This window comes from Pseudomonas sp. C 49-2 (assembly GCF_003970195.1).
Lineage (GTDB): Bacteria > Pseudomonadota > Gammaproteobacteria > Pseudomonadales > Pseudomonadaceae > Aquipseudomonas > Aquipseudomonas canadensis.
In genome coordinates this window covers 65059-89742 of sequence record NZ_RXYG01000015.1, presented here as the reverse complement: position 1 = coordinate 89742, position 24684 = coordinate 65059, and the positions used below count along the sequence as shown (strand labels likewise).

16 protein-coding genes are annotated in these 24684 nt (G+C 62.2%); 7 read left to right on the top strand and 9 right to left on the bottom strand.

The window, feature by feature from the left end; all coding sequences use genetic code 11:
* The 3 genes from hpaE to EJ576_RS24845 are packed head-to-tail and all read right to left on the bottom strand — an operon-like array spanning position 1 to position 2899.
* The gene (gene hpaE, locus EJ576_RS24855) at positions 1–1461 is read right to left on the bottom strand and encodes a 5-carboxymethyl-2-hydroxymuconate semialdehyde dehydrogenase (protein WP_028617028.1); all 1461 of its coding nucleotides are present in this window, start codon (positions 1459–1461) and stop codon (positions 1–3) included.
* Between the two features lie 5 nt (positions 1462–1466).
* Positions 1467–2237 carry a fumarylacetoacetate hydrolase family protein gene (locus EJ576_RS24850; RefSeq protein ID WP_126571367.1) on the bottom strand — a complete coding sequence of 257 codons (771 nt, stop codon included), beginning with the start codon at positions 2235–2237 and terminating at the stop codon, positions 1467–1469.
* A complete protein-coding gene (locus EJ576_RS24845; RefSeq protein WP_122727758.1) occupies positions 2234–2899 on the bottom strand; it encodes a fumarylacetoacetate hydrolase family protein in 666 nt (221 codons plus the stop codon). Before EJ576_RS24845 ends, EJ576_RS24850 begins: the two co-directional genes overlap by 4 nt.
* A gap of 127 nt (positions 2900–3026) precedes the next feature.
* On the opposite strand from EJ576_RS24845, the gene hpaA reads away from it, so the two are divergent.
* Positions 3027–3887 (top strand): 4-hydroxyphenylacetate catabolism regulatory protein HpaA, encoded by an 861-nt coding sequence (gene hpaA, locus EJ576_RS24840; protein WP_123476086.1) that lies wholly within the window; start codon positions 3027–3029, stop codon positions 3885–3887.
* On the opposite strand, the gene adeC is transcribed toward hpaA, so the two are convergent.
* Both adeC and EJ576_RS24830 read right to left on the bottom strand, forming a co-directional pair.
* On the bottom strand, positions 3814–5265 hold the full coding sequence (gene adeC / locus EJ576_RS24835; RefSeq protein ID WP_122727766.1) for an AdeC/AdeK/OprM family multidrug efflux complex outer membrane factor: 1452 nt from the start codon (positions 5263–5265) through the stop codon (positions 3814–3816). The genes hpaA and adeC overlap by 74 nt on opposite strands.
* Positions 5265–6056, bottom strand: coding sequence for a helix-turn-helix transcriptional regulator (locus EJ576_RS24830; RefSeq protein ID WP_123476084.1), 792 nt, complete (start codon positions 6054–6056; stop codon positions 5265–5267). The genes adeC and EJ576_RS24830 overlap by 1 nt, the downstream gene beginning before the upstream one ends.
* A gap of 490 nt (positions 6057–6546) precedes the next feature.
* Between EJ576_RS24830 and EJ576_RS24825 the strand changes: the two genes are divergently transcribed.
* The gene (locus EJ576_RS24825; protein WP_126571366.1) at positions 6547–12756 is read left to right on the top strand and encodes a non-ribosomal peptide synthetase; all 6210 of its coding nucleotides are present in this window, start codon (positions 6547–6549) and stop codon (positions 12754–12756) included.
* A 508-nt stretch (positions 12757–13264) separates the two neighbouring features.
* Here EJ576_RS24825 and EJ576_RS24820 read toward each other — a convergent pair.
* Complete coding sequence (locus EJ576_RS24820) at positions 13265–13573, bottom strand: DUF6124 family protein (RefSeq protein WP_028617021.1); 309 nt, start codon at positions 13571–13573, stop codon at positions 13265–13267.
* 560 nt (positions 13574–14133) lie between these two features.
* On the opposite strand from EJ576_RS24820, the gene EJ576_RS24815 reads away from it, so the two are divergent.
* Positions 14134–15060, top strand: coding sequence for an ATP-binding cassette domain-containing protein (locus tag EJ576_RS24815; protein ID WP_122729333.1), 927 nt, complete (start codon positions 14134–14136; stop codon positions 15058–15060).
* 3 nt (positions 15061–15063) lie between these two features.
* Here EJ576_RS24815 and EJ576_RS24810 read toward each other — a convergent pair whose 3' ends face one another.
* From EJ576_RS24810 to EJ576_RS24800, 3 genes are all read right to left on the bottom strand, one after another.
* Positions 15064–16584 (bottom strand): glycosyltransferase family 39 protein, encoded by a 1521-nt coding sequence (locus EJ576_RS24810; RefSeq protein ID WP_126571365.1) that lies wholly within the window; start codon positions 16582–16584, stop codon positions 15064–15066.
* The gene (gene arnT / locus EJ576_RS24805) at positions 16584–18239 is read right to left on the bottom strand and encodes a lipid IV(A) 4-amino-4-deoxy-L-arabinosyltransferase (protein WP_126571364.1); all 1656 of its coding nucleotides are present in this window, start codon (positions 18237–18239) and stop codon (positions 16584–16586) included. Before arnT ends, EJ576_RS24810 begins: the two co-directional genes overlap by 1 nt.
* Before the next feature lie 177 nt (positions 18240–18416).
* Positions 18417–19091, bottom strand: coding sequence for a histidine phosphatase family protein (locus EJ576_RS24800; RefSeq protein WP_122729328.1), 675 nt, complete (start codon positions 19089–19091; stop codon positions 18417–18419).
* A 274-nt stretch (positions 19092–19365) separates the two neighbouring features.
* On the opposite strand from EJ576_RS24800, the gene EJ576_RS24795 reads away from it, so the two are divergent.
* From EJ576_RS24795 to EJ576_RS24780, 4 genes are all read left to right on the top strand, one after another.
* Positions 19366–20034: an ABC transporter ATP-binding protein gene (locus EJ576_RS24795; protein WP_123476074.1), complete on the top strand. Its 669-nt coding sequence runs from the start codon at positions 19366–19368 to the stop codon at positions 20032–20034.
* Between the two features lies 1 nt (position 20035).
* On the top strand, positions 20036–22498 hold the full coding sequence (locus EJ576_RS24790; protein WP_126571363.1) for an FtsX-like permease family protein: 2463 nt from the start codon (positions 20036–20038) through the stop codon (positions 22496–22498).
* Positions 22488–23549 carry a lipocalin-like domain-containing protein gene (locus EJ576_RS24785; protein WP_126571362.1) on the top strand — a complete coding sequence of 354 codons (1062 nt, stop codon included), beginning with the start codon at positions 22488–22490 and terminating at the stop codon, positions 23547–23549. The genes EJ576_RS24790 and EJ576_RS24785 overlap by 11 nt, the downstream gene beginning before the upstream one ends.
* Before the next feature lie 137 nt (positions 23550–23686).
* On the top strand, positions 23687–24682 hold the full coding sequence (locus tag EJ576_RS24780) for a hypothetical protein (RefSeq protein WP_126571361.1): 996 nt from the start codon (positions 23687–23689) through the stop codon (positions 24680–24682).
* Positions 24683–24684: the final 2 nt, after the last annotated feature.

Below are 24684 nucleotides of genomic sequence, written 5' to 3'. Positions count from 1 at the left end.
CTACACACCCCAACGCGGGATGTGATGGCTGCCCATGGAAATGCACACGTTCTTGATCTCGGCAAACACTTCAAAGCTGTACTGGCCACCTTCACGCCCGGTGCCGGAGCCCTTGACCCCGCCGAACGGCTGGCGCAGGTCGCGCACGTTCTGGCTGTTGATAAATACCATGCCGGCTTCAATCCCGCGCGCCAGGCGATGGGCCTTGCCGATGTCCTGGGTCCAGATGTAGGAGGCCAGGCCGTACTCGGTGTCGTTGGCCAATTGCAGGGCCTCGGCTTCGTCCTTGAACGGGATCAGGCACACCACCGGGCCGAAGATTTCTTCCTGGGCGATGCGCATCTTGTTGTTCACATCGGCAAATACGGTCGGCTGGATGAACTGGCCTTTGCTTAAATGCGCCGGCAGGTTGGCCGGGCGTTCCAGGCCGCCGGCGAGCAAGGTGGCGCCTTCTTCGAGACCAATCCTGATGTAGCCGGTGACCTTGTCGTAATGCGCCTGGGTGATCATCGAACCGACTTGGGTCTTCGGATCCTGTGGGTCACCGACGATCAGGCGTTTGGCGCGCGCTGCAAATTCGGCGACGAACTGCGGGTACACGCTTTCCTGGATAAAGATCCGGCTGCCGGCGGTGCAGCGCTCGCCGTTCAGGGAGAAGATGGTAAACAGCGCCGCGTCGAGGGCGCGCTCCAGGTCGGCGTCCTCGAAGATCAGCACCGGCGACTTGCCGCCCAGCTCCATGGAGTACTTCTTCAGGCCGGCGGTCTGCATGATCTTCTTGCCGGTGGCGGTGCCGCCGGTAAAGGAAATCGCCCGCACGTCCGGGTGGCGCACCAGCGCATCACCGGCCGTGGCGCCATAGCCCTGGATAACGTTGAGCACGCCGTTGGGGATGCCGGCTTCCACCGCCAGGCGCCCCAGTTCATTGGCGGTCAGCGGCGACAGTTCCGACATCTTCAGTACCGCCGTATTACCCAGTGCCAGGCACGGCGCGGTCTTCCAAGTGGCGGTCATGAACGGCACGTTCCACGGCGACACCAACCCGCACACGCCCACCGGTTGGTAGAGGGTGTAGTTGAGCATTTGGTCGTCCACCGGGTAGCTGTGGCCGTCCATGCGCGTGCAGACTTCGGCGAAGAAGTCGAAGTTGTGCGAAGCCCGTGGGATCAACACGTTCTTGGTCTGGTGGATGGGCAGGCCGGTGTCGAGGGTTTCCAGCTCGGCCAGGTGCGGCACGTTCTGTTCGATCAATTCACCGAGCTTGCGCATCAGGCGTGCGCGCTCCTTGGCCGGAGTATTAGCCCACTTGGGGAAGGCTTCCTTGGCTGCCGCCACGGCCAACGCGACTTCCTCGGCACCGCCGCTGGCAACCTCACCAATCGCCTCGCCGGTGGCCGGGTTGTAGTTGATAAAGGTGTCTTTGCTTTCGACCTCGCGGCCGTTGATCCAGTGTTTGATCATGCTGCTTACGCCTCTTTCCGGGCAGAGAAGAACTCCGCCTCGCTGACAATTCGGTTGACCAGGCGGCCCACGCCTTCGACTTCCACCACCACTTCATCGCCAGGCACCACATCGGCCAGGCCCTCGGGCGTGCCGGTGGCGATCATGTCGCCCGGTTGCAAGGTCATGAAGCTGGACAGGTATTCGATGAGATAGGGGATGTCGAAAATCATGTCGCGGGTGCTGCCCTCCTGGCGCAGTTCACCGTTGATCCAGGTACGCAGGGTCAGGTTGCCTGGGTCGGGCACTTCAGCCACGTCGACGATCCACGGGCCGACCGGGGTGGTGGCGTCGCGGTTTTTCACGCGCAGGTTGGGGCGGTAGTAGTTTTCCAGGTAGTCGCGGATCGCGTAGTCGTTGCACACCGTGTAGCCGGCCAGGTAGTCCAGGGCGTCGGCACGTTTGACGTTGCGCGCGGCCTTGCCGATGACCGCCACCAGCTCGCACTCATAGTGCATGTAGGCGACGTTATCCGGGCGCCAGGTGACCTGGCGGTGGCCGGTGTAGGTGCCGACGGACTTGATGAACGCCAGCGGTTCGGTCGGCGGCGTGAAGGCCAGTTCAGCGGCATGGTCAGCGTAGTTCAAGCCGAGGGCGAACATGTTGCCGGTGGCCGGGGGCAGCCACTCGACCTGATCTTCGGCGAGCAGGCGACCGTCGTTCAGGCGTACGGTATTGTCGGCTTCGACCGTTACGGCGTGGATTTTATCTTCATAGCGGATGCGGGCGTGTTTCATGCTGGGGTCTCCGCCTGGATATGGCTGGTCAGGCGGCCCACGCCACTGATCTCGACTTCAACGGTGTCGCCCGGCACCACATCCACACGGCCTTCGGGCGTGCCGGTGATCAGCACGTCGCCGGGGTACAGGGTCATGAACTCGCTGATCTCTGCGATCAATTGCGGGATGTCCCGCACCCAGTTCGCGGTGGAGTTTTCCTGGCGCAGTTCGCCGTTGACCCACAGCTTGAGGCTCAGTTGGTTGGGGTTGCCCACCTGGTCCCGTGGCACGAACGCCGGCCCCAGCGCGCAGAACCCATCGCGGCATTTGGCTTTGACGGCGGGGCGGTAGTAGCTGTCTTCCGGCAGGCTGAACTCGTTGACCACCGCATAACCGGCCACGTGGGCCATGGCATTGTCCAGGCTGACGCGGCTGGCGCGCTGGCCGATCACCACGCCCAATGCCGGGCCGGGTTGCAGGCGTTCGCCCTGTGGGTGAAGCACCACCGCATCGTGCTGATTGCGCGTATTCGGGGTCTTGATAAACAGCACCGGCTTGGTCGGCGGCTTCTGGTAGGGCGCTTGCTGGAAGGCGGCGAGATGCTGGTCCAGCAGACCCTGGTAGTTCAGCGCAACGCCGAACAGGGTGCCGCTGGCAACATCATGCAGGGTACGGCTCATGCGTTTCTCCTGACGGTGGCGACTGCTGCATAGGCAGTTCGTTAAGTTGTTAACGTTATAATTAATATGTTAACTACCGTCAAGCGTGGCAAAATCCCTGGCATTCAAATAACAACAAGGGGGCAGCGTGCAGCCGATTCCCAATATCAATATCGGGCAGGTCTACGACCAGCGTTACAGCGATGCCGAGGTGCACTACGACAAGCTCGGCAACCTGGCGGGCTTTTTCGGGCGCAACATGCCCGTGCATCGGCATGACCGGTTTTTCCAGGTGCATTACGTGAAAAGCGGCGCGGTGCGGGTGTACTTGGATGACCGTCAGTACCTGGAGTCCGGGCCGATGTTCTTCCTCACGCCGCCCACGGTGCCCCACGCCTTTGTCACCGAGGCGGATGCCGATGGGCATGTGCTGACCGTGCGTCAGCAGTTGGTGTGGGGATTGATCGACGCCGACCCCAGCCTGGCGTCCGGCGCCGCCTGCGTGGCGCTGACGGCGGGTGATCAAGGCCTGGATCGATTGTTCGAAGAGTTGAACGATGAGATCAACGCCGAGCGGGCAGGGCGCGCGGCGGCACTGGATAGCCTGACGCGGCTGATCATGATTCGCCTGCTGCGGCTGTGCGCCCACTCGTTACCCGCGCGCCCGACCCGCCACGAAGACCTGCGCATCTTCCATCGCTTCAACGAGTTGATCGAGGCGCACTACTTGGAACACTGGCCGCTGGCGCGCTATGCCGAGGGGATTGGCGTGACCGAGGCACGCCTGAATGAGGTATGCCGGCGCCTGGCCGACCTGCCGTCCAAGCGCCTGATTCTTGAGCGCGTGATGCAGGAAGCCAAGCGCCTGCTGCTGTTCACCGGCAGTTCCGCCAATGAAATCTGCTACCAGCTCGGCTTCAAGGACCCGGCGTATTTCAGCCGGTTTTTCCTTCGGTATGCGCAGGTGACGCCGGGGGAGTATCGGCTGCGGCAGTCGGGCTTGCGCTGACCTGCCACGCACCGCCCAGCGCCGTGTACAACTTCACCTCGGCCACCAACTGCGCCAGGCGGTCGACGATCAGCGCCTGCTGCGAGCTGAACAGCGTACGTTGCGCATCCAGGAAGGTGAGGTTGCTGTCCACGCCGCTGCGGTAGCGGTGTTCGGCCAGGTTGTAATACTGCTGGTTGGCCGCGACGAAATCCCGTTGTGCCTCCAGCTGGTCGGTATAGGTCTGCCGGGCCGCGAGGCCATCGGCGACTTCCTGGAAGGCGGTCTGGATGGATTTTTCGTACTGCGCCACCGTGATGTCCTTTTGCAGCTTGGCGTAGTCGAGGCTGGCGCGCAGGCTGCCGGCGTTGAAGATCGGCAGGTTGATCTGCGGCTGGAACGTCCAACTGCCGGAGCCGCCCTTGAACAGCCCCGACAGCTCTGTACTGGTGCTGCCCGCATTGGCGGTGAGGCTCACGGAAGGGAAAAACGCAGCGCGTGCGGCGCCGATATTGGCATTGGCGGCGCGCAGTTGGTACTCGGCCTGGAGGATATCCGGACGGCGTTGCAGCAGGTCCGAAGGCAGGCCGGCCGGCACCCTTGCGACTAAGTCATCTGCCAGTGGGCGCGACGGCAGTTGTTCGTCCACCGGGCCACCCACCAATAGAGCCAGGCTGTTGAGGTCCTGGGCGACCTGGCGCTCATAACGGGCCACGCTGGCGCGGGTGCTTTCGACGCTGGTACTGGCTTGCACCACATCCAGTGCCGACGCCTTGCCGGCGGTTTTACTGCGGCTGGTGAGGCGCAGGCTGTGCTCGTTGGCCACCAGCGTTTGTCGGGCCAGGGCCAGTAGTTCCTGGTCGGCGCGCCAGGTCAGGTAGGCATTGGCGACGTTGGCCACCAGGCTCAACTGCGCGCTGCGCCGGGCCTCTTCGGTACCGAGGTAGGTGAGCATCGCCTGTTCGCTGAGACTGCGGATGCGGCCGAACAGATCCAGTTCATAGGCGCTGATGCCCAGGGTCGCGGAATAGCTCGACGTAATGGCTGATTTGCCCGTGCCGGTCACATCCCCCGGCAAACGCCGACGTTGCCCGGCCCCGGTGGCAGAAACGGCCGGAAACAGGTCCGCACGCTGGATGCGGTACTGCGCCTGGAACGCCTCGACGTTCAGCGCCGCCACCCGCAGGTCGCGGTTGTTGACCAAGGCCTCGCCAATCAACCGTTGCAACGCCGGGTCATGAAACAACTGCCGCCAGTCCGACGTGCCGGATTGCGCCAGCGCGTACACCCCTTCCTGGGGATACTGCGCCGGCACGGGCGCCTCAGGCCGGTGATAATCCGGTATCAACGAGCAGCCGCCAAGCAGCCCTGCCATCGCCAATGCGCTCAATTTATTCATCAGGCGCCAACCATCCATTTGGCCAGGCCATGTCGGCCACTCACGCCCAACTTGGCGGCGGCGCGCTTGAGGTAGGTTTCGATGGAGCTGTTCTTCACGCTGAGTTTTTCCGCCATCTGCGGCACGGTGCCACCGGTCAGCAGGCCCAGGCACACCTCTTGTTCGCGTGCCGACAGAGTGATTTCACCGAGGGACAAGCGCTTGTAGAACTCACGCTGCAATTGGGATTGCTCCAGCAAAGTGTGGGCCGGTTCGGCCTCGGGATGGGGCGCCTGGCGCAGGCTCTGGGCGTGGCATTCGATCAGTGGCAGCAGGGTGTCCGACAGGCACTTGAGAAACGACAACTCGGCCAGGGAAAACCCGCGATGGTTAGGTGGGCGATAAAACGAAATCACGCAGCGCCGGTTGCCCTGGCGCGACACCAGGTTGCACTGGTGTGAGGTGCCTCGCGGGAACACGCTCTTGGCCTTGGCCTTCAACTGGACCAACAGCGGGTCCTGCATGCCAAGCATTTCCCGCAGCAACGGGTGGTCGTCCATGGAGTTCAACACCAGTGGCGGGAGGTCCTGGGTCTGGCCGGCGCTGCCAAGCAGCTTGATATCGAGCACGCGGTCGCGCAGCTCGTCGAGGGTCCATTCGCTGAGGTCCACCAGGTGGATCGGCACCCACTTGTCCACCAGGTGCAGCATGTGTGCGGCGAAATCCGTTTGGCCACTACTGGCAATTAACTCGCCCATTTCGGCATAGAAATTCGGGCTTTGCGGGTTGGCAATACTGCTGGTCAAACTCATAGCCATCTCATCCTTGAAATCGAAAACCTTCAACAGTCTCTCTGGGCCACTGCGGGGGCGATCCGTTGCTCACACACCAGAGTCGGTAGTCGAGATTGTATTTAGCCAGGGGATTCGTCCTACGTATGTAGCGGAAACGAGGGACACAACCTGCCATAAAAACCACGTCATTAATTCGACGTTTCTGAGAGGCAATTCCGGCCAAAATAAATCAGAAGAGACTTTTATTTTTATTTAACTATTTGATAAATAACTAAAAATAATTATTTTTAAAAACTATCAATGAATACTTACAGCGGTCAGGTGTAGCCAATTTCCTACACGGCTTTAATCGTTTCAGCAGTGAACCTTCAGCCAAGCTCAATCTATCCATTTGGATGTCCGGGTTTAGGGTGTCAGACAGCCTCGATCCCTCATGCTCCAATCCGGCCTATTCGTCGTAATGGGCCTCCCTGCGCGGCCAGTGCCTGAACCCCATGAGAAGGATCTTATGAAGCATTCCTCCAGCTTCCCCCTCACCGCCGCCCAACAGGACATCTGGCTCGACCAACTGCGCGTGGGCGATTCGCCGCTGTACAACATCGGCGGCTATGTGGATTTTGCCGGCCCCATCGCGCAAGACCTGATGCAGCGCGCCATCGAGTTGCTGGTGCTCAAGCACGATGCGTTACGCACGCAACTGCACACCGACGCCAACGGTTTGCCTCGGCAGACCTTCGCTACCACGTTGCCTGTCGACATGGCCCTGCATGATGTTTCCGGCGAGCCTGATCCAAAGGCCGCCAGCCAGGCGCTGATGCAGGCGCAAATGGCCTGGCCATTCACCCTGCAGGGCGCGCCGCTGTTTCGCTTCTTTCTGGTCAAGCTCGACGACGACCACTACCGCCTCGGCACCCAGGCCCACCACCTGATCCTCGACGGCTGGGGCTTCGGCCAGATGCTGCAATCCCTGGCCCGGCTGTACACCGACCTGCAACAAGCTCGGCAACCGGAGCTCCTTGCGCCGTCCTACATCGACTTTATTGACGCGGATGAGCGCTATCACGCCTCGGCCCGCTATGCCCGCGACCGTGGGTATTGGCTGGGCAAATACCAGGTGCTGCCGGAGCCATTGCTGACGCCGCGCAATAATGCCAAGGCGTCCAGCAATACCCTGGCCCAAGCGTTTCCGGTGGCGCTGCTCAACCGCATGGAACAAGTGGCGAACCGTTACCAGTCCTCGGCATTTCATGTACTGCTGGCGGCGATGTATGTGTATTTCACCCGCACCGCCCAGCGCCCGGAATGGGTGGTGGGGCTGCCGATTCTTAACCGCTCCAATGCGCGTTTTCGTTCCACCGTCGGGCTGTTCACCCAAGTCAGCGCCGTGCGTTTGCAGTTCGATGAGCAGTTGCCGTTCAGCGCTTTAGTCCGTGGGGTTCGCGACCAACTGAAGCAGGACTTCCGCCACCAGCGTTTTCCCCTGAGCGAGATGAACCGTGAGCTGGGCTTGCGCCGCACTGATCGCGGTCAGTTGTTCGACCTGTCGGTGTCCTTCGAACAGGACGATCATGAACTGCGCTACGGCACCACTGAGGCCCGTGCGGTCAAGGTGTCCAACCATCATGAGCCGTTGCCGCTGGCGATCCACCTGCGCAGCAACCGTTACCAGGACACCGCGTGCCTGCATTGCGTCTACAACGAAGCGTACTTCCAGCACGATGAAGTACTCGCCCTGGCGCAGCGCTTTACCTGGCTGCTGGAGCAAGGGTTGGAGGACGTCGCGCTGAAGATCAGTGACTTCTCCCTGGTGACGCCCGCCGAACAGGCCCAGCTGCAACTCTGGAACACCACCGCCCAGACCCACGCGCCCCTGCAAACCCTGCACGGCCGCGTCGAAGCCCAGGCCGCACGCACGCCGGACGCCGTGGCGGCGGTGTACCAAGGCCGGCAGTTGAGCTACGCCCAGCTCAACCAGCAGGCCAATGCGCTGGCCCATCAACTGCTGGAGCGTGGTGTACAGCCGGACGACCGCGTGGTGATCCTGGCGCGGCGCGGGTTGGAGACGCTGGTGGGGTTGCTGGCGACCCTGAAATCCGGCGCCTGCTACGTACCCGTAGACCCGGCCCATCCCGCCGAGCGCCTGAGCTATTTGCTGCAAGACAGCGATCCGGTGGTGGTGCTCACCCAGCACGATCTGCTGCCGCGTTTGCCTGCGCTGGAGGTGCCAGTGATCCAGCTGGATCGCCCGACCTTCCACCTGGGCACCAACCCCCGCGTGCCGGTCAGCGCCGCCCACCTCGCCTATGTGATCTACACCTCAGGCTCCACCGGCCTGCCCAAGGGAGTGATGGTCGAGCATCACACCGTCTCGAACCTGGTGGACTGGCATTGCCAGGCCTTTGACCTCCACGCCGGCAGCCACACCGCCAGTGTCGCCGGCTTCGGGTTTGACGCGATGGCCTGGGAAATCTGGCCTGCGCTGTGCGTGGGCGCCACCGTGCACCTGCCGCCGGCTCATGACGGCGCCGAAGATATCGACGCGCTGCTCAGCTGGTGGCGAGCGCAGCCGCTGCAAGTAGGTTTCCTGCCGACGCCTGTGGCCGAGTACGCTTTCAGCCAAGGCCTGCACCACCCGACCCTGCGCACCCTGCTGATCGGCGGCGACCGTTTGCGGTCTTTTACCCAGGCGCAGTCCTTTGCGGTGATCAACAACTACGGCCCCACCGAAGCCACGGTGGTCGCCACCTCCGGTCCCATGGAAGTGGGCCAGCCGTTGCACATCGGCGCGCCCATCGCCAATGCGACAGTGTATTTGCTGGATGAACAGCAACGCCCGGTGCCCATCGGTGTACCGGGGGAGTTGTACGTCGGTGGCAAAGGTGTCGCACGGGGCTACCTCAACCGTCCCGAGCTCAGTGCCGAACGCTTCCTCGACGACCCGTTTATCGAAGGCCGCATGTACCGCACCGGCGACCTCGCGCGCTGGCTGCCGGAGGGTAACCTTGAATACCTGGGGCGCAACGACGATCAAGTGAAAATCCGTGGCATGCGCATTGAACTGGGCGAAATCGAATCCGCCCTGGCCACTCATCCGCACGTGCAGGAGGCGGTGGTGCAGTCACGCGATGGGCAATTGCTCGCCTGGTTCGTCCCCCGCGAAGCGGTGCAGATCGAAGCCCTGCGCACCCACCTGCAGGCCTCGCTGCCCGATTACATGCTGCCCGCCGCCTACACGCAACTGGACGCGCTGCCCCTGACCGCCAACGGCAAACTCGACCGCAAGGCGTTGCCGGTGCCGACCCAGGATGCCTTCGTCACGCGCCTGTATGAAGCCCCGCACGCCGGGGTGGAATCCCTGTTGGCGCAACTCTGGGCCGAGCTGTTGCAGGTGCAACAGATCGGGCGTCACGACCACTTTTTCGAACTCGGCGGGCATTCGTTGCTGGCCGTGCAATTGGTGCAGCGCATGCGCCAGGTCGGGCTGCGTGCCGATGTGCAGGTGCTGTTCGGCCAGCCGACCCTGGCGGCCTTGGCGGCGGCCAGTGAATACGGCGAGGTGGACGAACCTCACCTGGCCGAACTGGATCCTGCGAGCCTGGCGCGCATCGTCGCGAGCATTCCTGGCGGCGCTGCCAACGTGCAGGACGTCTACCCGCTGGCGCCGTTGCAGGAGGGCTTGCTCTACCACCACATCACCGACGAGCGCGATCCGTACCAGCAACAAGCGCTGTTCAGTTTTGCCCGGCGCGAGCAGTTGGACGCGTTTGCCCAGGCCCTGCAACAGGTGATCAATCGCCACGATATCCTGCGCACCAGCCTGGTATGGGATGCCCTGGAGCAGCCGATGCAAGTGGTGTGGCGCGAGGCGCTGTTACGTGTTGAACCGTTGCGCGAGGGCTATTTACCGCTGGATTTGCGCCAGGCGCCACTCATGGCCCTGGACTATGCCGAAGAACCGCAGCACCAACGCTGGATCGCTCGTCTGCGCTTCCATCACCTGGTCAACGATGCCACGTCCACCACGATCCTGATGCAGGAACTCCGCGCCCATTTGCTCGGCCAGCAGGCACAACTGCCGGTGCCGGTGCCGTATCGCAATGTGGTGACGCAAGCCCGTTCGCCGGCACGTCAGGCAGGGCATGAGGCGTTCTTTCGCGAGCAACTGGGTGATATCGACGAGCCAACACTGGCCTTCGGGCTTCAGGAACGCCAGGCGGACCGGGCGCACACCGGTGAAGCCGAACGCGCACTGAGTGACCGGCTCAATCAGCGCCTGCGTGCCCAGGCGCGCGGGTTGGGCGTGAGCGCGGCCAGCCTGTTCCATCTGGCTTGGGCCCAGGTGCTCAGCCGCGTAGCGGGCCGCGATGACGTGGTGTTCGGCACGGTTTTGCTCGGCCGTTTTCAGGCGGGCGAGGGCGCTGACCGGGCCTTGGGCATGTTCATCAACACCTTGCCGCTGCGAGTGCGCCTGGCCGGGAAAAACGTCGCCGATGCCCTGATCGATACCCACGCTCGGCTCAGCGCCTTGCTCGCCCATGAGCAGGCCTCGCTGGCGTTGGCCCAGCGTTGCAGCAGTGCATCGCCACTCTTCAACAGCCTGCTCAACTACCGCCACACCGACGCCGATCGTGACCTGATCCTGGTGCCGGGCATCGCCTTGCTCAGCAGTGAAGACATCCTCAGTTACCCGCTGATGCTGACCGTGGACGACATCGGCAGCGGCTTTCGGATCAAGGCCAAGGCCCCGCGCCAGGTCGGCGCCGAGCGCTTGTTGGATTACCTCGAAACCGTGCTGGTCAACCTGGCGGACACGCTGGAGCAGGCACCGCAAACGCCACTGTGTGAAATTCAGGTTCTGCCCGCCCGCGAGTTGAACACCTTGCTGGTGGACTTCAACGCCACTGAAACCGCATACCCCGAAACCCTCACCGTGCAGGCGCTGTTCGAAGCCCACGCGCGGCACATTCCCCACGCCGTGGCGGTGCAGGCCGGCGAGCGACAACTGACCTACCGCGAGCTTAACGAGCGCGCCAATCAACTGGCCTTCCACCTGCGCGAACGCGGGGTGCAACCGGATTCCCGCGTGGCGCTGTGCGTCGAGCGCGGGCTGGACCTGGTGGTGGGCTTGCTGGCGATCCTAAAGGCCGGCGGCGCCTATGTGCCGCTGGACCCTGGCTACCCGCGCGAGCGCCTGGCCTACATGCTCCACGACAGCCAACCGGTTGCGTTGCTGGTGCACGCGGCGACCCGCGACTTGCCGGGTGATGTGTCGATCCCGGTGATCGACTTCGACCACTGCGCCTGGAGCCAGGCACCTATCGGCAATCCGTTGGTGCCGGGCTTGAGCGTCGCCAACCTGGCCTACGTGATGTACACCTCGGGCTCCACCGGCACGCCCAAAGGCGTGATGATCGAGCATCGGGGCCTCGGTAACCTGATGCACTGGGGCTCGCAGTTGTGCCCCAACGCCGAGGGCGGCGCCCTGTTGCAACGGGCGCCCTTCAGCTTCGACGGCTCAGTGTGGGAGCTGTTCTGGCCGCTCACCAACGGCATGCGGTTGGTGCTCGCCCGGCCTGATGGTCACCGTGAGCCTGCGTACCTGGCGCAGGTGATTCGCGAGCAGCAGATCAGCGTGATCAAGTTCGTGCCGGCCATGCTCCAGCAGTTTCTTGAACTGGAAGAGTCGGCCCTGTGCACCAGCCTTACTGACGTGCTGTGTGGCGGCGGCGAACTCACCGAAGCCCTGGCCCGTGGCGTGCAGGCGCGCTTGCCCAAGGTGCGCCTGCATAACGTCTACGGACCTACCGAGGCCACGGTAGACAGCAGCGCCTGGACCCTGGAGCCCGACGCGCCGGTGCCTGCGCTGCAACTGCCGATTGGCCGGGCGATCAACAACACGCGTCTGTATGTGCTGGACGAACATGACAGGCCGACGCCCATGGGTGTCAGTGGCCAATTGCATATCGGCGGGGTCGGCGTGGCCCGTGGTTACCTGGGGCTGGAGCAGATGACCGCCGAACGTTTTATCGACAGCCCGTTTGTTGACGGCGACCGGCTGTACCGGACTGGCGACCTGGTGCGTTACCTGCCGGACGGCAACCTTGAGTTCCTTGGGCGTAATGACTTCCAGGTCAAACTGCGCGGCGTGCGCTTGGAGCTGGGGGAAATTGAATCACGGTTGATGGCGCATCCGGCGTTGCGGGAAGTGGCGGTGTTGATTCGGGATGAGCGATTAGTCGCCTATTTCTCTGTGCGTGTGGAGGCGCCGAGCCTGGAAGCCCTGCGCGCGTATGTGCTGGAGCAGTTGCCGGAGTACATGGTGCCGGCGGCGTTTGTGCAGTTGGATGAATTGCCGCTCAATCCCGCGGGAAAACTTGACCGTAAGGCGTTGCCGGAACCGGGGTTGGAGTCGGTGGTGAGTCGGGCTTATGAAGCGCCGGTGGGGGAAGTGGAGATGCTGATGGCTGGGATTTGGGCTGAGGTGTTGAAGCTTGCGCGGGTAGGGCGGCATGACCATTTCTTTGAGTTGGGTGGGCATTCGTTGCTGGCGGTGAACCTGGTGGCGCGGATGCGCAAGGCGGGGTTGGAGGTGGATGCGCGGACGTTGTTCAGTCATCCGACGTTGGCGCAATTGGCGGCGCAGACGGCGACGCAGGTGGAGCGGGTGGAGGTTCCTCAGACGGCCATTCCTCAGCTCAACCGGCGGCGCAGAATCTAAGATTGGTAATGCGGACCCTGTGGGAGCAGGCTTGCCTGCGAAGGCGGCCTGACAGCCGACCTGGATTTTGGATCAGGCGGAGTACATATCCGTTATTTGGGTGATGGCGGGTATTGGTTCCGCCCTTACGGCGGCTCACTTTGCAAAAGCGGCAAAGTAAGCAAAACGCTCTTGCCCCAACACTCGGCACCTCGCCTAGGCTCGGTGTGCCCTCACTCCGGCTTGAATCCGTGGGCCGCCGCGATGGGCCATCCTTGGCCCAGCGCGGCTAACCCGGCGTCCTGCCGGGTTACCCACGGATTCAAGCCTGCGTTCGGCCAGCGTGTTTGACGGGGCGCCTCAGAGCAAGATCAAGAGCGACTCGCTTCGCATCGTGGATACGCTTTTCGTTTTCTGTAGGAGCCGGCTTGGCGGCGAAAAACGTGAGGACGCCGCGTTCATCCAGATACCCCACGTCATCGTTAACGACCATCGCCGGCAAGCCAGCTCCTACATTTTCTGATCGCGTTCAGGCAGGGGTAGGCGACGGTTTCAAGCATGCGATGGAGCGATCCACCGTCGTTTTGGCAATTTCGAGTAAATGCCACACCGCCAGGATCTTGGCCCGCTCGGGGCTGGGCAGCAGCGCGCCGCAATCCAATGCAGTCGCTGAAGCGCTGTCGAGCAAACTGGCGGTGTAGAGCAGGGCGTCTTCGAAGCTGAGGTCTTCGTTGATGGCGTGGAAACCCTGTGAAGGCAGGTAATGGTCAATGGCGCGGTTGAAGGCGGCGCGGTCTTTGGCGGGGTCACAGGGTGGGTCGGGTAGGGCTTTGTTCATGGTGTAGTTCCTTGTGTAAATAGGAGCTAACACCTGTCGCGACTAAACGATGGGTGGTGGCTGTACGCAGGTTAGTCGACCGGCCACAAGGAAATCCGGCGCACCCGAAGGTGCCCTGCGCACAGCCACCATAAAACTACGGTGACTATGCGCCTTGTGTCATTCCGGGCGACTAAACCCGATCACTGAATTGGCAGTGACGGAGCGAAGACTAGCCACCGACCCCAGCAGGCACAAGGCGGCGAGGATTGCCTAGGAAACGTCCTGCAATTAAAAGCGACACGCCTTGCTGGCCCTTTACAAACCATGACCAAATGCCGCCAATCCTACCGCTCACAACTCAACCGCAGCCCCCATGGGATTCAGGGTTGCCCTGCTGAAAGCATTCATCCAACTGCTGACAAGCGCCTTATAACTCAAAAGATTTTGGCTATGCGATTCAGCTATTGGATTGTTCATGAGGTAATGCATTTAATTCGGGACATAACTCATTGTTGTTCGGAATAAATCAGCGCCGTAGAGCGTTGTAATGAGTCATCGTTCCGCCTTAGAGATGAGCCATGAGCAACCCCGTTGCCCCCGAATTCCTGATTCGCCTGCTTGGCCTGTGCAAAACCTTTGGTGCCCAACGGGCGCTGGATCAGGTCAGCCTGGATATTTATCCGGGCGAAGGCGTGGCGTTGCTCGGCGCCACGGGGGCGGGCAAATCGACCCTGGTAAAGATCCTCAGCGGCACCCTGGCGCCGGACGCCGGTGAACTGTGGGTCGATGGCCAGCGCCAACGTTTCACCTCACCGTTGTCGGCGCGCCGGGTCGGCATCGTGGCGGTGCACCAACGTCCCGACGATGGGATCGCCCCCGGCCTGAGTGTGGCCGAGAACCTGCTGCTCGATGAACTGGGTCAACCCGATGCCGACTTCTTGCTCAACCGCAAAAACCTGCTGCAACGTGCCGAAGCCATCTCTGCCGGGCTGGGCCTGGACCTGCCGCTGCAACACCCGGTCGAACGCCTCGGCCAGGCGGACCGCCAACTGCTGGTGCTGGCCCGCGCCTTTGCCCAGAAACCCCGATTCCTGATCCTCGACGAACCCACCGCCGCCCTGTCGGAAACCGACGCCGAACGCCTGCTTGGCCTGATCGATAGCCAGCGCGCACGGGGCGTGGCGATCCTCTACATTTCCCAGCGTCTGTCCGACCTGCAACGGGTCACCAACCGCGCGATTGTGTTGCAGGAAGGACGGCTGACCAGTGACCTCAACACCCGGCACTTGCCAAGTGCCGCGTATACCCTGTTCGGTGATGTGGCCGAGCAGCCGGCAGTGATACCGGACAAGACCCTGCCGGTGCCGTTCCTGGAGCGGTTTACCCGTGCTGGGTTTATCCGCAATCGCGCGGAGGGGCGGGCGGTGCAGGAGCAGGTGGCGGGGTTGACCAGCAGCGTTGCGCCCATCGACGTCCCGACCCCAGGGAAAAACAAATACCGCTGATGCTCAGTGGACCGTGGGAATGAACGCCACGCTCCCATTCTCCCGCCCGTGGAAAATGCGCTCGCCATTATCCGGCTGGGTGCTAATGACCCGATAATCCTTGCCTAGGTAAGCCAGTGGCGCGGGATCGTCCTTGGAGTACTGCGCGACAATGATCGTGCGTTGCGGATCGAAGGCCTTGCCGCTGGTTTTTTCCAGCCAGGCCAGGAATGCCGCGCTATCGCCCTGGCGCGGGAAGTCCTGGGTTTCGGCCACGTAGTAGAACGGCTTGCCGCCGTTTTGCAGGTACATCGGCACTTTGTTGTCCGCCTCCACCAGCACGAGTTGCCATTGCTCCCACGGCGCGCTTTGCGTCGCTTCGGTTCGCACGTCCTCGGCAAAGCGCGTCACGCCGCCATTGCCGTTGCTCCAGGGGTAGACCACGCCGAGTATCAACAGCATCAGCGTTGCGGCAATGGCGAACCCCTTGAACCAACGTGGCGTGCTGTCAGGCCTGGCCAGCAGGCGTTCGCTGACCCACCAGGCGCCGAGCAATTGGGCGAAGGGCACCAGTGGCAGTACGTAGTAGCTGCGGCGGCTGCCGCTGGCGGTAAAGAACACGAACAATAGACCGAGGCCCCATACCAGCCAGCGCACGTTAGGCGGGGTCTGGCGCCAGTGCCGCAGCGCCAGCCACAAACCGAGCAGCCAGCAGGGCACCCAGGGCAAGGTGTAGGCGGGCAGGTAGATCAGGTAGGTGTAGATCGGGCCCATGTGGTCGAAGGGATCGAAGAACCGCACCACGTTTTCGCGGAACACCAGCGCCAGGCCGCTTTCGCCATAGGTGGGCGCGCCGTAGACATGGGACAGCACGAAGGGCACGGCATACACCGCCGCAGCGATCAGCAAGGCACACACCAGGCGCAGGTTGAGGTGGCGCTTGTAGCGATGCTCAGCCAGCAGGTGCGGTAGCAGCACCAGGCCGGGCAACACAAAACCGATCAGCCCTTTGAACAGCGATGTCACGGCCAGCAGCAGGAAGAACACGGTATAGCGACCGAACCGCGTGTCCTCCGGCCCGCGCCAGTACCACCAGACCGCCGCCAGCACGCCACACACCGTCAGCACGTCCGCCGTGGCTACGCGCGCCCAGAACAGGAAGTAGAAGGTGGTGGCGAGCATCCAGCCGGCAATCAGCCCGGTGCCCTTGCGTAGTAGCTGTTCGCCGATCAGGTAGACCAGCCACACGCTCAGCCAGGCGCCGATCACGGACGGCAAGCGCAGTGACCAGGGACCGAGGCCACCCAGCATGTGGGCACTGGCAGTGATCAGCCAGTAGGAGGGCAGGGGTTTGTCGTAATAGGGCGCGCCCTTGAGATAGGGATCGAAATAGTCACCGCTCTGCAGCATCTGCAAGGCGATGTTCGCCCATCGGGTCTCCGGGCCCCACAGGTCGCGCGCGCCCAAACCGGCCAGGAGAAGCAGGGCGGTGACGCCCAGCAACAGCAGCAGGGCGCCGCGTTCGGTCTTCCAGAAAGCTGACATCAAAGCGATTGCGGGTAGATGATCAGTTCGAGGGAGCCCTTGTAGTAGCGTTTGCCACCCGGCGGCAGTTGCCCGGCTTCGCGCATTTCACTGGTGCTGTTGACGCGCATCAGCACGCCGACCGAGCCGTGTTGGCGCTTTTCCTTGAGCCAGGTCTGCACGTCTTCCAACCCCACTTTGCGATGCACTGACCCTGCGTACTGCAAGCCATAACGCAGCTCGCCCTCGGTGTCATATAACGCGACTTCCGGGCGTTTCAGGCGCCAGGCCAAGGCACTGGCATTCCCCAGTTCATTGCTCAGCAGGGCTTGGGTCTGTTGCAGTTCTTCCAAGTGTTCGAGCACAAACTGGTCGGGCATTTCGTTGTCCGCGATCCACTCCGGCATGCTTGCCGGCAGCAGGATCACTAGCAAGCCGATGCCCAGGGCCGGCATCGCCCACAGCGTCAGCGGGCGGAAAGCTTGTAGCAGGTTGGTGAGGATCCACCCCAGCAACACGATAAACGCCAGGGACAGGCTGAACATTTCTGCATGGCTGTTGCTGTACAGCGGTCGGGCGATTTGCAGGTAGATCAGCACGATCATGGCCGCCATGCCGATCACGAAGTTGAGCAGGCCATTCAGGCAGATCGTGCGGGCTTTATGCTGGTTGATCAGGCCGACCAGCGTATGCCCCATCAACAAGGCCAGGGGCAGCAGGCACGGCATGATGTAGGTCGGCAGCTTGCCATTGCTCAGGCTGAAGAAACCCAGCGGCAACAACAGCCACAGGGCCAGGAAGGCGATCGCCGGCTGGCGCTTTTCCTGCCAGGTCTTGCGCAGGGTGCTCGGCAGCAACCCAGCCCAGGGCAGGCAAGCCACCGCGATGATCGGCAGGAAGAACCACCACGGCCGCACGTGCTGTGCATTGTCGGCGCTGAAGCGGCGGATGTGTTCATTCCAGAAAAAGAACCGCCAGAAGTCCGGTTCCTGCAGATGGATCGCCAACGCCCAAGGCAGGCATACCAGCAAACACACCAGCATGGCCAGCGGGCCATAGCGCAGCAGTTCGCCCAGGCGGCGTTGCCAGAGCATGTAAGGCACGGCGATCAACACCGGCAGCGCCAAGGCCAGGAACCCCTTGGTCAGGAAACCCAGGGCGCAGGCCAGGCCCACGACGGCCCAGGCCCACAGACGACCGCGCACTGTGTGGCTGTCGAGGGCAAACCACAGGGCTACCAGGCTCAGGTTGACCCACAGGGTGAATTGCGGATCCAGGTTGGAATAGCCCGCTTGCCCGGCCACCAGGCCGAAGCTCAGGTAGAGCAGGGCGCAGGCGAAGCTTTTGCGCGGGTCATTCCACAGGCGGCGGGCGATCAAGTAGGCCAGCAGCACGCTTAAAGCGGAAGTAAGGGCCGAGGCGATGCGCACACCGAACAGGTTCTGACCGAACACCGCCTGGCCCAAGGCGATCAACCAATAGCCGCCAGCGGGTTTTTCGAAATAGCGGATGCCCATGAAATGCGGCGCTACCCAGTTGCCGCTCTGGAGCATTTCCTGGCTGATCTGGGCGTAGCGGGTTTCGTCCGGGATCCATAAGCCGTGCAGGCCCAGGGGCAACAGGTAAAACGCGACAAAGGCCAGTAATAAGACTGGCAGGGGTTTTAAATGAGTCATGCAAACGTCGCTCCCTGACGTTTAGTTGTAGGGATTTCAAGTAATGAAGTAATAGAAGAGCAAATCACAATGTTCACTGAATGACGGAAAATATTCATGACGTCCTTAGTTAAAGGGCGCAACTAAACATGCCAGAACAGGGCTGTCTTTTTGCTGAACAAACGGACAGGAATATTTCTAGAGTTGTTTCAATGCGGCGGGCCAGTCCGGGCCATTGACGATGCCCAGGATCTTGAACTTACCGTTGGGTAATGTCTGCACAAACAACGCGCTGCCGTATTCGGGGAACGCAGCATGGGGGAAACCCTGGGCTTTTTCGAAGTCGGCGATGCAGCCACTGTGGGTGACGAACACCAGATTGCGTCCAGGGGCCTTATGACTGAGCAATTCTTCGCCCATGGCCGTGCCGCAGACGGCCTGCTGGCCGGAGGTCAACTCGTTTTTGCCGAACATGAAACGCAGGGTCTGCGCAGTGCGAATCGTGGGGCTGGCAAGTACGTCGCTTGTGCCCATGCCCAATGATTTAAAGGCGTTTCCGAGCTCTTCGGCCTGTTGGCTGCCATGAATCGTGAGGCCTTCCACGGGGCCCAGGCAAGGGTTGGTCGAGCGGTCGCAACGCTCTTCATGACGCACCAGCACGATCAGGTCGCCGTCACGCCAGAGGGGCAGCACGTGGGAGGTCAATAGGCGGTTACCGATACCGAGGTCCTTTGGCGATGCGTGCCAAAGCAGGCTGGCGACCAGCAGCAAACACACCACTAACAAGCCCAGCCACAGTCTTCGCAGGCGCCTGATAAAGGCCCATCGCGAGCGCGGTTTGGTCAGGGTAAGGTCAACCACTTTATTCACCATGGTAGTGTTGGCAATGTTGTATTAATTAGGCGCAACGTGTGGGCGAATGCCGGTAATGGAACAAGAGGCTGTCACACGGCGGCTGTCTTTTCGCTGAACATTTTGCATGTAAAAAGTTGTGAAGCTTGACAACTAACGAGTTGCCGACAAGTGACGCTTGACCGGTAATTTAAAGAGGGGTGGGTGGGCAGTCGGTGAAATCGATGTGAAAAATTTGCATGACCGGGATCGGCAGCCGTTATTCTCGATTGCCCCCCCTCAAACGAGTGTCGTCATGCTGCAGGTGCAAGGTGTGTTCAAAAGCTATGCCACCCCCCAGGGACCGTTGGCGGTGTTGGCCGGTGTGGATCTGCACCTGGCCGAGCGCAGCAGCCTGGCGTTGATGGGTGAGTCGGGCAGTGGCAAGAGCACCTTGCTGCACCTGGTGGCCGGGTTGGATCGGGTGGAGGGGGGCAGCATCCAGGTCGGCGAGCGGCGTCTCGATCAACTCAGCGAAGCGCAGCTGGCCCACTGGCGGCGCACGGAGATTGGGCTGGTGTTCCAGCAGTTCAACCTGATCAGCAGTCTGCGGGTCGAGGACAACCTTGCGTTCCAGGCGCGGTTGGCAGGACGGTTTGACCCGCACTGGCAGGCACAGTTGGTGGAGCGCCTGGGCCTGGGTGATTTGCTCAAGCGTTATCCGGAACAGCTTTCCGGCGGCCAGCAGCAGCGGGTCGCGGTGGGGCGCGCATTGGCGTCACGGCCGGGCCTGCTATTGGCCGACGAACCCACCGGCAACCTGGACGAAGCGACCAGCGACGAGGTATTACAACTGCTGCTGGACCTGCTGCGTGACAGCCCCACCAGCTTGTTGATGGTCACCCATAGCCCGCGTATCGCCGCACGCCTGGACCGGCAGGTGGTACTGCAGCGTGGTCGTGTCGTGCCGGCGAGCGCTGTCTGAAATGGCAATTTTTTATTGGACCTTGCGTGCGCTGCTCAGCCATTGGCGGCGCCATCCCGTGCAGTTTTTCAGCGTGCTCACCGGTTTGTGGCTGGCCACCGCGTTGCTGATCGGTGTGCAGGCTCTCAACAGCCAGGCGGGGGACAGCTATGCCCGCGCCAGTCATTTGATCGGCGGCGAGCCCCAGGCCAGTCTTGGCGCGCCGGACGGCGCCAGCTTCCCACAGGACGTATTTGCACAGTTGCGCCGAGCCGGCTGGCCGGTGTCGCCGGTGGTTCAAGGGAGGGTGCAACTCAAGGGGCTGGAGCATGTGCGCCTGCAATTGATGGGCATCGACCCGTTGTCGTTGCCGGGCAGTGGCGCAGTGGCGGGGCAGCGCATGAGCCAGGCGCAGATGCTGGCGTTTTTCGATCCGCCGGGGCGTACCTGGATTGCGCCGCAGACCTTGCAGGACTTGGGGCTGCATGCAGGTCAACAGCCCATCACCCAGAACGGACACGCCCTGCCGCCGCTGCAAGCCCAGGCCGATATGGCCCCCGGATTGTTGCTCACCGATATCGGCTTTGCCCAGCCTGTGCTGGAGATGCCTGATCGCCTGTCGCGGCTGTTAGTGGACAAGGCTTTCGCCGCTGGCCAGCCCACGCCGCCCGCCGGGCTGCAACTCAAGCAGGGCGAGGACAATAACCTTGCGCGTCTCACCGAAAGCTTTCACCTGAATCTCGATGCATTGGGCTTTCTGTCCTTTGTGGTCGGGTTGTTTATCGTGCACGCCGCCATTGGTCTTGCCCTGGAGCAACGGCGCGGGCTGTTGCGCACCTTGCGCGCCTGCGGCGTCAGTGTGCGTCTGTTGATTGTCAGCCTGGGCGTCGAACTCGGCGTGCTTTCGTTGCTGGGTGGCGTGTTGGGCGTGGCCAGCGGCTACCTGCTGGCGAGTCTGTTGCTGCCCGATGTCGCTGCCAGCCTGCGTGGTTTGTATGGTGCCGAGGTGCCGGGTAAATTGAGCCTGAGCCCTTGGTGGTGGGGCGCGGGGTTGGGCCTGAGTTTGCTCGGCGCGTTGCTGGCCGGTGCCAGCAGCCTGTGGCGGGCGGCGCGCTTGCCCTTGTTGGCGCTGGCCAATGCGCAGGCCTGGCATGAGGCCCATGGGCGTTGGTTGCGGCGTCAAGGGTGGGTGGCCGGTACCGCGTTGGTAATCGCTGTGCTGGCGCTGTGGTTCGGTCACAGCCTGGCTGCCGGCTTCGTGCTGATGGCTGCGTTACTGCTCGGCGCGGCCCTGGGGTTGCCGGTGGTGCTCAATGGCCTGCTCAAGGCTGTTCTGGGACGCAGCCGCTCGGTGCTGGGCCAGTGGTTTCTTGCTGATTGCCGTCAGCAATTGCCGGCATTGAGCCTGGCCCTGATGGCGCTGCTGTTGGCCTTGGCCGCGAATATCGGGGCGGGCTCCATGACCTCGGGGTTTCGTCATACCTTCAACAACTGGTTGGAGCAGCGTCTCACCGCCGAGTTGTACCTCAACCCACAAAACCCGGCCCAGGCGCAGCAACTGAGCCGTTGGTTGGCGCAACAACCGCTGGTGCAGACGGTGCTGCCCACCTGGCAGGTTGCGGTGCAATTGCAGGGCTGGCCGGCGGATCTGTTTGGCGTGGTCGACGACCCGACTTATCGCCAGCATTGGCCGCTGTTGGAGGCGTCGAGTGAGCCGTGGGATCAACTGCAGCAAGGCGACACGTTGATGCTCAGCGAGCAACTGGCGCGCAGGCTGGCGGTGAACTTGGGCGATACCTTGAGTATCCCCACGCCTCAAGGCACCTGGACGCCAAAAATAGTGGGGATCTACGCCGATTACGGCAACCCCAAAGGCCATGTGCTAGTCAATTCCAAGCACCTGCTGACCCATTGGCCGACGCTGTCTCCGGCGCGTTTCAACCTGCGTGTGTCACCTTCGGATGTGGCGTTGCTGACCCGTGAGGTGCAGCGCGCCTTTGCCCTGGACGACAGCCGTATCGTCGATCAACAGCAACTCAAGGGCTGGTCGAGCCAGGTGTTCGAACGTACCTTCGCCGCCACTGCTGCCCTGAACAGCCTGACGCTGGGCGTGGCCGGCGTGGCGCTGTTCATCAGCCTGTTGACCCAGAGCCAGAGTCGCCTGGGCCAGCTCGCACCGCTGTGGGCATTGGGCGTCACGCGCCGGCAATTGATGCTGCTCAATCTCGGCCAGACCTGGCTGTTGGCGGTGCTTACCCTGGTCCTGGCCTTGCCGCTCGGCTTGCTGTTGGCTTGGTGCCTGGATGCGGTGATCAATGTGCAGGCTTTCGGTTGGCGCCTGCCGTTGCAGGTGTTCCCGTGGCAACTCGCGCAATTGCTCGGGTTGGCGATGGTTGCGACGTTGCTGGCCTCGGCATGGCCGTTGTGGCAGTTGTATCGCAGCCGTCCGGCGGATCTGTTGAGGACGTTTGCCAATGAAGATTAAGTGCCTGTTGTGGATGTGCTGCTTACTGGCCGCATGTGACAAAGTCCCTGAGCCGCAGGAAAGCTTCGCCGGCCTGGGCAGTGACGCGGCGGACTTTGCCCAAGTGGTGCCCGGCAAAGTGTTCAGTTTTCCTGAGGACCATGGGCCCCATCAGGGCTTTCGTATCGAGTGGTGGTACGTCACCGCCAACCTCAAGGACGCGCAGGGCAATGTCTTCGGCGTGCAGTGGACGTTGTTCCGCAATGCGCTCAAGGCCGGGCCGACCGAGGCGGGCTGGCGTGATTCGACGATCTGGCTTGGCCACGCCGCCGTGACGTCCGCCACTCACCACTACGCCGCCGAACGCTTTGCGCGCGGCGGCGTGGGCCAGGCCGGGGCCCAGGCGCAGCCGTTCAACGCCTGGATCGACGATTGGAATTTTGTCACCCGTCCCGGCGCCGCGAGCAGCTTGGCCGACATGCAACTCAAGGCCAGTGGTGCGCAATTCGCCTATGACCTGCACCTGACGTCCAGTCGCCCACTGGTGTTGCAGGGCGACAACGGCTACAGCCGCAAGTCCGACCAGGGCCAGGCGTCGTACTACTACAGCCAGCCGTTTTTCAGTGCCAGTGGTCGCGTCACTATCGATGGCGAGGTCTATAAAGTCACCGGCCCGGCCTGGCTCGACCGCGAGTGGAGCAGCCAACCGCTGAGCGCCGGCCAGACCGGCTGGGACTGGTTTTCCCTGCACCTGGACCGGGGCGAGCAGTTGATGTTGTTTCGGGTACGGCAAGCCGACGGCTCTGGGTATCTCACGGGCATCTGGATCGACGCGCAAGGCCAGACGCAGACGCTGCACAACGCTGATATCCAACTGGTACCGTTGGAAACCACCACGATTGATGGGCGCAAGATTCCCACGCGCTGGTCGCTGAAAATCCCTGGCAAACAGTTGGATATCATCACCCAAGCCGTCAACCCCAACGCCTGGATGAACCTGAGCATTCCTTACTGGGAAGGGCCGGTACGGTTTGACGGTGGGGTGGGTTACCTGGAAATGACCGGGTATTAAGGCGATTTCTGTAGGCTCTATTTCACCGCTGCGTAGGCAGCTTCCCAAATGTAAAGCAGCCACCCTTGGCTTGTGTCCGGGGCGCAGTCGCTTGCTTATATTCCGACGCCATCTCAATTGCATCCTGGATGTAGGGCATGGCGCAGAGCTTTATCAACGACCGCGCAACGGATTACCAAAGCCTCAAATCCCGATTGATGGGCGGCAGCCTGAGCCGCCCGCGCTCGGATCATTTTGATGTGCTGAATCGGCACCTGCGGCCCGCCTTGGTGGCACCGGGGCAACTGGTGATTGTTCCCGACAGCCACAGCCGGAATTGTTCGGTCGAGGAAGCGTGGTTGATGCGTCATGCCGAAGAAGTCCGTCGTCACCTGGAACTGAATGCGGCGGCCGGTACGGCAATGCTCGGCAACTATGACTTGCTGCAGAGTTTCATGGCCAATGGCTCGATTGGCGTCGGCAGTGCGACCTCGGCCTGGGCGCGGCACTTGGATGAAGTGGCGCAAACGCTGGAGGAAATAGAACGGCTGCATCAGCGGTTGAAAGACGGCGGGTTGGACAGGGCGGCGTTTATCCAGCGGCGCCAAGCGTTGTTCCGGGGTTTGGAGGTGCAACTGCAGGGGGCTGCGCGGTTTGGTACGGGCTTGCAGGGCAATGCGTCGTTGAAGAAGGTGTTGGGGATTTCGACGAGGAGTTATCTGCATAAGGGTGAGATTGCGGGGTATGCGACACGGATGCGAGCGATGGCGCAGATGTCGAAGTGGTTGGGGAGCGGGACGTATGTGGGGTTGGCGTTGGATGCGGGTGTGGCAGGGTTGGAGATCAAGGAGGCGTGTGTGACGGGGAGGGAGGCGCGGTGTCGAAGGGCGAAGTATGTGGAGACGGGGAGGTTGGTGGGGTCAGTGACGGGGGCCGCAGTAGGGGGAAAGTATGGTGCCAAACTCGCGATTCGAGGCTGTCGCATGTTTTTGGGTATTGCGATGAAGGGACGCGGTGAGCTTGCGTGCGCAATTATTGGCGGCGCTGCGGGTGGGCAGGCCGTAGGTAATGTTCTTGGTCATGAAGGTGTCTTATTGGGTGGAGAGATCCAAGAGGCCAACGGAGATATGATCTTTGTGCCGGAGGGAGCTTAACC

What these genes read in the sequence shown, in the direction of transcription:
- hpaE (WP_028617028.1), bottom strand. Translation starts at nt 1,461, where the DNA reads ATGATCAAACACTGGATCAACGGCCGCGAGGTCGAAAGCAAAGACACC.
- EJ576_RS24850 (WP_126571367.1), bottom strand. Translation starts at nt 2,237, where the DNA reads ATGAAACACGCCCGCATCCGCTATGAAGATAAAATCCACGCCGTAACG.
- EJ576_RS24845 (WP_122727758.1), bottom strand. Translation starts at nt 2,899, where the DNA reads ATGAGCCGTACCCTGCATGATGTTGCCAGCGGCACCCTGTTCGGCGTT.
- adeC (WP_122727766.1), bottom strand. Translation starts at nt 5,265, where the DNA reads ATGAATAAATTGAGCGCATTGGCGATGGCAGGGCTGCTTGGCGGCTGC.
- EJ576_RS24830 (WP_123476084.1), bottom strand. Translation starts at nt 6,056, where the DNA reads ATGAGTTTGACCAGCAGTATTGCCAACCCGCAAAGCCCGAATTTCTAT.
- EJ576_RS24825 (WP_126571366.1), top strand. Translation starts at nt 6,547, where the DNA reads ATGAAGCATTCCTCCAGCTTCCCCCTCACCGCCGCCCAACAGGACATC.
- EJ576_RS24820 (WP_028617021.1), bottom strand. Translation starts at nt 13,573, where the DNA reads ATGAACAAAGCCCTACCCGACCCACCCTGTGACCCCGCCAAAGACCGC.
- EJ576_RS24815 (WP_122729333.1), top strand. Translation starts at nt 14,134, where the DNA reads ATGAGCAACCCCGTTGCCCCCGAATTCCTGATTCGCCTGCTTGGCCTG.
- EJ576_RS24810 (WP_126571365.1), bottom strand. Translation starts at nt 16,584, where the DNA reads ATGTCAGCTTTCTGGAAGACCGAACGCGGCGCCCTGCTGCTGTTGCTG.
- arnT (WP_126571364.1), bottom strand. Translation starts at nt 18,239, where the DNA reads ATGACTCATTTAAAACCCCTGCCAGTCTTATTACTGGCCTTTGTCGCG.
- EJ576_RS24800 (WP_122729328.1), bottom strand. Translation starts at nt 19,091, where the DNA reads ATGGTGAATAAAGTGGTTGACCTTACCCTGACCAAACCGCGCTCGCGA.
- EJ576_RS24795 (WP_123476074.1), top strand. Translation starts at nt 19,366, where the DNA reads ATGCTGCAGGTGCAAGGTGTGTTCAAAAGCTATGCCACCCCCCAGGGA.
- EJ576_RS24790 (WP_126571363.1), top strand. Translation starts at nt 20,036, where the DNA reads ATGGCAATTTTTTATTGGACCTTGCGTGCGCTGCTCAGCCATTGGCGG.
- EJ576_RS24785 (WP_126571362.1), top strand. Translation starts at nt 22,488, where the DNA reads ATGAAGATTAAGTGCCTGTTGTGGATGTGCTGCTTACTGGCCGCATGT.
- EJ576_RS24780 (WP_126571361.1), top strand. Translation starts at nt 23,687, where the DNA reads ATGGCGCAGAGCTTTATCAACGACCGCGCAACGGATTACCAAAGCCTC.